The sequence below is a fragment of the Archangium sp. genome (assembly GCF_036388035.1).
In the GTDB taxonomy this organism is placed as follows: Bacteria; Myxococcota; Myxococcia; order Myxococcales; family Myxococcaceae; genus Archangium.
In genome coordinates, this window is the sequence record NZ_DASVSO010000078.1 from 1 (window position 1) to 8245 (window position 8245).

An 8245-nucleotide genomic window follows, 5' to 3' on the forward strand; every position below is an offset into this window, starting at 1 on the left:
CGCCCAAGGGTGATACGGGCGTGGTGGTGGACACCGAGCACGGGATGGAGGTGCGCGTCGGCTACGCCACCCGCGAGCCCGTCTCGGACGTGGGCTTCGCGGTGGACATCCGGCGCGAGGACGGCACGCGGGTGTACGGGACCAACACCTTCCTCGAGGCGGTGGTGCTGCCCAGCCCCCTGCCGGAGCGTGGGACGGTCCGGCTCGTCATCGACCGCGTGGGGCTGTGCTCGGGTCGCTACACCCTGGTCGTGTCGGCCCGCTCGTCCAGCGGCACCGTGCACGCCACCAGCGGGCAGCCGACGACCTTCGAGGTGCGCTCGGCCATCGCCGACGAGGGCATGGCGCGCCCGCCCCACCGGTGGGTCATCGAGCAGATGGAGCCCCTGCGCAACACGGCCTCGTGAGGCGCGCCAGGAGGAACGGGTGAAGCGGCATGCCGACGGCGTCCGCCTGGGCGTCGTGCTGTACCGAAACTCCCCCCGCGAGCTGTCGCGGCTGGTGGCCTCCTTCGGGCTCAACCGGCGCTCGCCGGGGGTGCCTCCGTTCGAGGTGATGTGGCTCGACAACTCGCCGGACGAGGCGCTGCGCGGGGTGATGGCGGAGCTGGAGCCGCGAGGCGACTACCAGCACTCCGGCGCCAACCTCGGCTTCGGCATCGCGCACAACCGGATGATGGCGCGGGCCTTCGCCGAGCCCGGGGTGGGCTCCTACGTGTGCGTCAACCCCGACGCGGTGCTGCACCCGGACTGTGTCCGGGAGCTGGTGGCCGAGGCGCGCCGCCACCCGCGCACGGGGCTGGTGGAGGCTCGCATGTTCCCGGACGAGCACCCCAAGCCCTATGACCCCGCCTCGCACGAGACGCCGTGGTGCTCGGGCTGCGTGCTGCTCATCACCCGGGAGCTGTACGAGACCGCGGGCGGCTTCGACGAGCGCTTCTTCATGTACTGCGAGGACGTGGACCTGTCCTGGCGGGCCCGGGCGGCGGGCTTCTCCACCCACGTGGCCCCCCTGGCGCTGGCCCACCACTACACGGTGACGCGCGAGGTGAGCCCCCGGCGGGAGCAGAGCGTGCGCCGCAGTGGCGCGCTGCTGGGCGCGAAGTACGGCAACGCGGCCTTCCTCGAAGTCTGCCTGAAGGCGTACGCCGAGGTGGGCGGGCCGCCGTTCCCCACGCCCCCCTTGGAGCGTCCCTCCCGTGCGCTCGCCCGGGTCGCGGACTTCTCCCATGGTTTCGATTTCACGGGGGCTCGCTGGTGAGCACCGACCTGGAGCAGGTGCCGCTGCACGCCTGGGTGCTCGAGCAGGCCGCGCCGGGCGCGCGTGTGCTGCTGCTCGCGCGCGACGCGGTGCTGGCGGAGCGGTTGGTGGCCGCCGGGTGCACCGTCCTCGACATGGCCGGGGCCACGGAGTTGGCGCCGACCCACGTGGTGCTGTCCGCGGAGGCGGGCCTGCCCGTCCTCGAGGAGACGCTGCGCACCGTCTCCGCGTCCGTGCCTTCCGCCACGCTGCTGGTGGGGGCGCGCAATGCCGCTTCCTCGACCGCGCTGCTGGAGGTGCTCTCCGGCAAGGCCCCGGGGGCACTCGGCGCCACCGAGGAGACCCTGACACGGTGCTTCTCCGCGCTCGGGCTGCGGGTGCTGGCGCGGCGCGCGGTGCCCTGTCAGCCTCGGACGACGCCGCTCGCCGCCGGGACGGAGGACGCGCTGAGGGGCCTCTTCGCGCAGCTCTCGCCGGCGACGGAGGCGGACGTGCTGCTCTATGCGCTCGCCCCTGCGGAGACGCGGGAGGAGGCCTCCGCGCCGGCCCACGTCCCCGGGTTGCTCAGCGTGGTGCTGTGGGCCGGTGAGCCCCAGGCACGCCCGCTGCTCGACGAGGCCCTGTTCTCGCTCGCGTGCCAGGAGTACCAGCCGCTGGAGCTCGTCCTCGTCACGCCCTCGCGGGACGAGGCCGCGCGTGAGCTGCTGGAGCGCTACCAGTCCATCGGCGGCTACTCGTTCCAGCTCGTCGAGGCGGACGCCCGAGCGGCGTTCTCCGAGGGGACCCGCCGCGCCCAGGGGCAGTACCTGGCGTTTCTCGATGCGGCGTGCGTCGTCTACCCGGACCACTACGTGAAGCTCGTCCAGGCACTGCGGGACGGCCCGGCCGCGTGGGCGGTGTCACGGGCGCGGCGGACTCCCATTCAGGGCGCGGATCGGTTCGTGACCCACAAGCGGCCGCTGCCCTTGGGGGAACACCTCGAGCCGGCGCACCTGCACCGCGAGCCGTCGCTGCTGTTCGCCCTGGCGGTGGACCGCTCGCGCCTGGGTCCGTTCCCGTTCGAGCAGGTCGCGGAGCGTGCCCCGGAGCTGCCCCTGCGCCTCGTGGCGCTCTTCGAGCCCGTGTTCCTGGGTGGCATCGCCTCCTTTGAGCAGCGCTTCACCGGCCCCGAGAAGGACGGGCCCTCGGGAGCGCTGCCGGAGCTGCGGATGCTCACGTCCCTGGGCTCCGTGGAGGAGCGGGTGGAGCGGGCTCGGGCCGAGGGTGCGAGCGCGAAGGGCATGCGTCACCGCGTCATCGATGAGCTGAACAACCGCTTCCGCGAGGGCGTGCCACGCTTGCACGGCGCACTGAAGTCCCTGGCGGGGCGGCTGGTGCGGTGAGCGGCGCGCCTTCCGCTACACGGGCGGCAGTGGTGCCCGGATGACGGTGGGCCGTGGTTGATTCTTGAGTGCCGCCCACCGGCCGGAGTAAGCCCTGCCTCACGGGGAGTCGAGGCCATGCCGTCGCTCCTCCCACGGGAAGTGGCCGGGCTTCTCCCTGAATCAGCGCTGGGTCGTCCGCCATGAACCTACGAATCCGCTTCTTCTCTCGCGGCCTCGCGAGCGTCCTCCTGCTGTGGTTGGGAGTGACAGTCCTCGCGTGCCGGACTCCCGACAAGCTCGACGCTCCTCGAGAGGTGCTCGCCACCGCCACCGAGGAGGTCATCACCGTGAGCTGGGCCCCGCCCAAGAGCGACGGCGGCCGTCCCATCACCCGCTACATCGTCACGGCCTCGCCCGGTGGAGCGGTCGTGACGACGGAGGGCGCCACGACCGCGGAGGTGAGGGGCGCGCGGCGAGGTGTCTCGTACTCCTTCACCGTGCGGGCCGCGAACGACAAGGAGGAGGGGCCCGACTCCGCGCCCTCCGCTCCGGTGTCGCTCGCGGATCCGCTTCCTCCGGACGTCGTGTCGCTGTCCAGATTCGACTGGGGGCAGTCGGGTTGCGTGCAGTTCACCTACACCGTGCGGCAGGCCTCGGCACACCGGGTGGACGTCCTGGTGGAGTTCGACCGTGACGGCACGGGGCACTTCCAGCGTGCCACGCAGGCGGGCAGCGAGGTCCACGAGGGCGTGAGGGGCGTCCCCAGCTCCAGTGACCCGGAGGGCGCGCGAAACGCGTTCCTCTGGGATGCCGTGCGAGATCTCCCGGGCGTCCTCGCCGAGGGCGTGCGAGTGCGTGTCACGGCCTCGGTGGAGGGCAGGGCGGGCGCCTCGCGGACGGAGACGTTCACCCTCGACACCCGGGGCCTGGGCCGGAGCCGGTGCGAGCCGGACTTCGTGGGCATGAAGAACTTCTCGGATGCACCGCGCACGGGCGTCTTCGAGGACTTCGATGGCGACGGGAAGCTGGATGTCGCCACGGTGAGCGCATTCGACACCCTGAGCATCTGGCGGGGCCTGGGCAATGGAGCCTTCCGACGGCAGGCGTCCCTGGAGGCCGGTCCTGGCCACTCGGCGATGGCAACGGGAGACTTCAACGGCGACGGTCGGATGGACCTCGCGACCAGCGGGCGCTACGCGTACTCCCCACCGCATTGGTACACCCAGCCCGCGTTGAATGTGCTGCTGGGTAAGGAGGAGGGCTTCTTCCATGCGCCGCTGCGTCAGCCCGTGGGCGCGCTGACCGCGACGTCGATGACGGCCGGGGATTTCAACGAGGATGGGCGCCTGGACCTCGTCACCACGAACGCCCTCCCCACTGGAGGCGGTGAAGGCCCGGCGCTCAGCCTGCTCCTGGGCAACGGGGATGGCACCTTCCAGTCCCCGCGGCACCTCCGTCAGGGCATTCAGCCGGGCTTCGAGACGCCCGCTTCAGTGCGAGCGGCCCATGTGGACGAGGATTTGAGCCTGGATCTGGTCGTCCTCGAGTTGAACAGGCTCAGCGTGCTGCTGGGTAACGGGGATGGCACCTTCCGGAGCTCCGAGCTCTCGGGGCCCGCCGCTTCCTCCTTCGAGCTCGGGGATCTCGATGCGGATGGAAAGCTGGATCTCGTCACGGTGGGCTCCGGCACCTCGCTCGTCTCCGTGCTGGTGGGCAAGGGCGACGGGACGTTCCAGGCTCCTGTCAGCCTCGAGGTCGGGCAACGAGGCAGGGCCGTGGCGCTCGGGGACCTGACGGGCGATGGAAAGCCCGACATCCTCGTGGCGGTTGGGACCCCCCCCAGCACGTCCACCGAGGCCTTGGAGTTCGGCGTCATCGTCGTGCTGGCCGGCAATGGGGATGGCACCTTCCAGGCCGCTCGCTCCACACCGCATGGGCTGGGACCTTTCTCGCTGAAGGTGGCGGATCTCGATGCGGATGGAAGGCAGGACGTCGCCACGCTGGACGCGGGCGTCGCATATGGAAGCACGGGGCTGAGCGTGCTTCGAGGCAAGGGAGACGGGACGTTCGCGGTGACGCCTCGCATCCAGGCGGGGACGCGTCCCGTGGCCCTGGTGACGACGGACCTGGACGGGGATGGGCGGCTGGACATCGCCTCCGCCGCCGAGGGGAGCCATGACGTGGGCGTGCTGCTGGGGAACGGAACGGGCAGCTTCCGGGGACCGACCTCCTTCGCGGTGGGGACGCGTCCCGTGGCCCTCGTGACGGCGGACGTGGACGTGGACGGCAAGCCGGACCTCGTCACCGCGAATGGGGGGAGCGGCGACGTGAGCGTGCTGCTGGGGAACAAGGATGGCACCTTCCGGGGACCGACCTCCTTCGCGGTGGGCGCGGAGCCCGTGTCCCTGGTGGCGGTCAACCTCGACGCCGACGGGAAGCCGGACCTCGTCACCCTGAGCCGTACCACCCACGATGTCCGCGTGCTGATGGGCAACGGCGATGGCTCCTTCAGGGCGGCGACGGCGTTCCCCGTGGGAAGCGAGCCCGGGGCCCTCGTGGCGGGTGATCTCGACTCGGATGGGAAGATCGATCTCGTGACCGCGCACAATGGCGAGGTGCGCGTGCTGCCGGGCAACGGGGATGGCACCTTCCAGGCCGCGAGGACCCTGGCCCTCGGGAACTCACCGGAGGTGCTCGTCCTGGGCGACTTCGATCGGGATGGGAAGCAGGATCTCCTCGTGAGGAAGTCCCTTTTCGCCCTCCTGCTCGTGCGCGGGAAGGGGGATGGCACCTTCGCGCCGCCATTCAGCATCGATGCCGATACGGGCATGCTCATCTCCCACCTGACGGCGACGGATCTGGATGGGGATGGGATTCTCGATCTCGTGGGCGCGAGAGGGCGCGGCTTCGGCTCCGGTCATCCGCGCGACCCACACCCCTCGGCTTTCGGGCACAACGACGTGGCCGTGTGGGTGGGCATCGGGGGTGGCTTGTTCCGGCCGGCGCTCGCGTACTTCACGGGGAATGACCCTCATGCCGTGAGCACGGGCGACTTCGACGGCGATGGGAGGTTGGACATCGTGGCCGCCAACGCCGCGAGCAATGACCTCAGCCTCCTGATGGCCCGGTAGCACCGCGCTCCTCCACGGCACCCAGGAGCGAGGCGTCGTGGAGGAGCCGCTGGAAGGCCGAGGAGGCATCGAAGGCCTCGCGCACCTTCTGCCAGGCGCGCACGCGCACCGCGTGGAAGGAGCCGGGCCTCCGGGTGAGCGCGTCCACCGCGCGCACCATGTCCTCGCCACCGCGCACGAGGAACTCGTCCTCCGGCTCCACGTACCAATCCGCGGGGAAGGGTGTGTCGGCGATCAGCAGCAGTCCTCGCGCGAGCGCCAGCATCGGCAGGGGATCGCTCCGGCCGAGCGGCTCACGGGAGCTGTAGAGCAGCACGCCCGCGCCCTCCAGCCGCTCCAGCAGCGCGGAGGGCTCCAGTCCCCTGGGGAGCAGCTCGACGGACGCCAGCTTCCGGAGGCTTTCGAGCACGGCGGCGGTGGGCGAGGCCCACTCCGGGACGAGGAGGTGGGTCCGTTGCAGCCGGGGGCCCTCGGTGAAGCGGCGCGTGTCCACCGGGAGGGGCAGCGTCTGCAGCCAGGGGAGCCCGGCGAGCTCGGAGGGGACGGGGGATTCCGGCCAGGTGAGCCACCGGAGCGCGTTCGTCCCCGGGCTCGTGAGCTCCTTCAGCTTCGCGAAGGCCTCGGTTCCATCGAGCGCGGTGGGGACGATGCCGATCTTCATCCCAGGGAGCCGTGAGAGCACGTCCCTTCCGAGCCGCTGCGGCTCGAAGAGGAGGTGGGTCTCGGCGCCCCAGGTGCGCGCCTCCTCCACCGCCGGGGCCCCACCGTCCTCGCCGAGGGCGAAGAAGCGGACCTCGGCCCACTCGGCGGTGCGCGGTGCGTGGGGCTCGAACGTGGAGCGCCCGAGGAACGCCACCTTCATCCGCGTCGACGGCGGGAGGACCCTCATTCCAGCCTCCGGGTGAGGAACGTGCGAACGGACTGCTTGAGTGAATCGGGCACCAGCCGCTTGAGGGTCTGGAGACCCGAGCCGCTCTTGAGCTTGCGGTAACGCTCGAGCAGCAGCCGCTCGCCAGGGCCGGCATCCAACGAGACCTCCTCCACGTGTCGGACCTCGTCGAGCCAGTGCTCCTTGAGGGTCGCCATCGCCTCGAGCGCGGGGCGGAGAGCGTCGTGGCGCAGGCCCTCGCGATGGAGCCGCCGCAACTCGCCCTCCAGCAGTCCGATGCTGGCCTCCCAGTCCGGAAAGGCGCGAGCGGTGCTCAAGGCCCCGGTGCGCATCCGCTCGAGGTACGCGGGCGAGGCCGAGAGCACCTCCAGGTAGCGCGGGAGCTGCCGCCGGTCATGCGGTGGCATCAGCAACGAGTTCTCGCCGTGCACCATGTACTCGTCCGAGCCCGTGACGGTGTAGGTGAGGGCCGTGCCGCCCTGCGAGAACATCTCCAGCGGTGGGCCGAACATGCCCTCGACGCGGGACAGCTTGAGGAGCACGTCGTACTGCTGGAACACCTCGCGGACCCGGTTGATGGGGATGCGCTCGTGGACCCGTACGGGCCGCCCGCCCACCACCGGCACCTGCCCGCCGCTGCTGGAGGAGAGCCAGCCCACCTCGAGCTCCACCCGGGCTCGGGCCTCCTCGAGCAGCTCGAACGTCTCGGCCACGCCCTTGAAGGGGATGCCCCAGGGGCCTTCCACGAGCACCCGGAGGGGACCCGTGCGCGGCGCGGGGGCCTCGACGCAGGGGAAGTGCTCGCGGCTCAGCCCGTTGCGCACGTAGAGCACCTGTCCCGACGGCTGCACGGTGCGGATGAACTCGGCGAGCCAGTTCGCCTCGGTGACGAAGAGCAGCGGCAGCGAGTAGGTGACGCGGTTGAGGTGCTTGAGGTGGGGCTCCGCGTGGAAGCGTGATTCGAGGCTCTGGTTCAGGTAGCCGTAGACGGCGCTGTCCACGCGCCACAGGTCGAACCAGGTGAGCCACCAGGTGGCGAAGGCGAAGTCGAAGCGCTCCCCGGCCGCCTCCCGGAAGGTCTGGAAGCGCAGCTCCGGCAGGCGCGGGTGCCAGGGCGGCGAGGCGAGCCGCACCGGCGCGTGGGTGACGAGTACCACCTCGTGGCCGAGCGCCTGCAACCGCCACGCGTACTCGATGATGACGTTGGCCCCACCCGAGATGTTGCCCACGTCACCGGCCAGGAAGGCGATCTTCATGCCGCCCCACCCGAGGGCTTCTTCGTCTTCCGGGAGGCTCGGGGTGCTTCACCCGAGGGCTTCGCGTCCGCGCCCCCGCGCTCCGCTTCGAGCCGGGCCATCCGGCGCTCCATCTCCTGGCGCCAGAGGGCCTGGGTGCGTGCTCCCTCCTGCTGGTGCTCGTAGATGGTGGCGAGCGATTCGAGGATGGCCTCGTTGAACTCCACCTGCCGGCGCATGACCTCGTTGATGAACGGCTGGAAGGCGAGCCGGAAGGCCCGCTTGGCGGCCACGAGCACCACGCCCACGCCAGGACGGTGGGAGGTGGGCGGGTCCGCGTAGCGGGTGTCCTTCTTGTTCCGGGGC

6 protein-coding genes and 1 pseudogene are annotated in these 8245 nt (G+C 71.1%); 4 read left to right on the forward strand and 3 right to left on the reverse strand.

The window, feature by feature from the left end:
- From VF697_RS03320 to VF697_RS03335, 4 genes are all read left to right on the forward strand, one after another.
- The coding region (locus VF697_RS03320; protein ID WP_331092007.1) for a Wzt carbohydrate-binding domain-containing protein at positions 1-407 on the forward strand (407 nt) is incomplete at its 5' end.
- A 19-nt stretch (positions 408-426) separates the two neighbouring features.
- Complete coding sequence (locus tag VF697_RS03325) at positions 427-1260, forward strand: glycosyltransferase family 2 protein (RefSeq protein ID WP_331092008.1); 834 nt, start codon at positions 427-429, stop codon at positions 1258-1260.
- Positions 1257-2642 (forward strand): glycosyltransferase family A protein, encoded by a 1386-nt coding sequence (locus tag VF697_RS03330; RefSeq protein ID WP_331092009.1) that lies wholly within the window; start codon positions 1257-1259, stop codon positions 2640-2642. Before VF697_RS03325 ends, VF697_RS03330 begins: the two co-directional genes overlap by 4 nt.
- Before the next feature lie 182 nt (positions 2643-2824).
- Positions 2825-5755: an FG-GAP-like repeat-containing protein gene (locus tag VF697_RS03335; protein ID WP_331092010.1), complete on the forward strand. Its 2931-nt coding sequence runs from the start codon at positions 2825-2827 to the stop codon at positions 5753-5755.
- Here VF697_RS03335 and VF697_RS03340 read toward each other — a convergent pair.
- The 3 genes and pseudogenes from VF697_RS03340 to VF697_RS03350 all read right to left on the reverse strand — a co-directional run.
- Positions 5733-6644, reverse strand: a complete 912-nt coding sequence (locus VF697_RS03340; RefSeq protein ID WP_331092011.1) for a hypothetical protein — start codon at positions 6642-6644, stop codon at positions 5733-5735. The two genes, VF697_RS03335 and VF697_RS03340, sit on opposite strands and share 23 nt — an antisense overlap.
- Positions 6641-7900, reverse strand: a complete 1260-nt coding sequence (locus tag VF697_RS03345) for a hypothetical protein (protein WP_331092012.1) — start codon at positions 7898-7900, stop codon at positions 6641-6643. Before VF697_RS03345 ends, VF697_RS03340 begins: the two co-directional genes overlap by 4 nt.
- Positions 7897-8245 (reverse strand): annotated as a pseudogene (locus VF697_RS03350) (hypothetical protein); the annotation flags it as partial. The pseudogene VF697_RS03350 and the gene VF697_RS03345, both read right to left, overlap by 4 nt.

Bases quoted from the DNA above. Each gene is read 5' to 3' on its own strand.
- VF697_RS03335 (WP_331092010.1), top strand. From the start codon at position 2,825: ATGAACCTACGAATCCGCTTCTTCTCTCGCGGCCTCGCGAGCGTCCTC.
- VF697_RS03340 (WP_331092011.1), bottom strand. From the start codon at position 6,644: ATGAGGGTCCTCCCGCCGTCGACGCGGATGAAGGTGGCGTTCCTCGGG.
- VF697_RS03345 (WP_331092012.1), bottom strand. From the start codon at position 7,900: ATGAAGATCGCCTTCCTGGCCGGTGACGTGGGCAACATCTCGGGTGGG.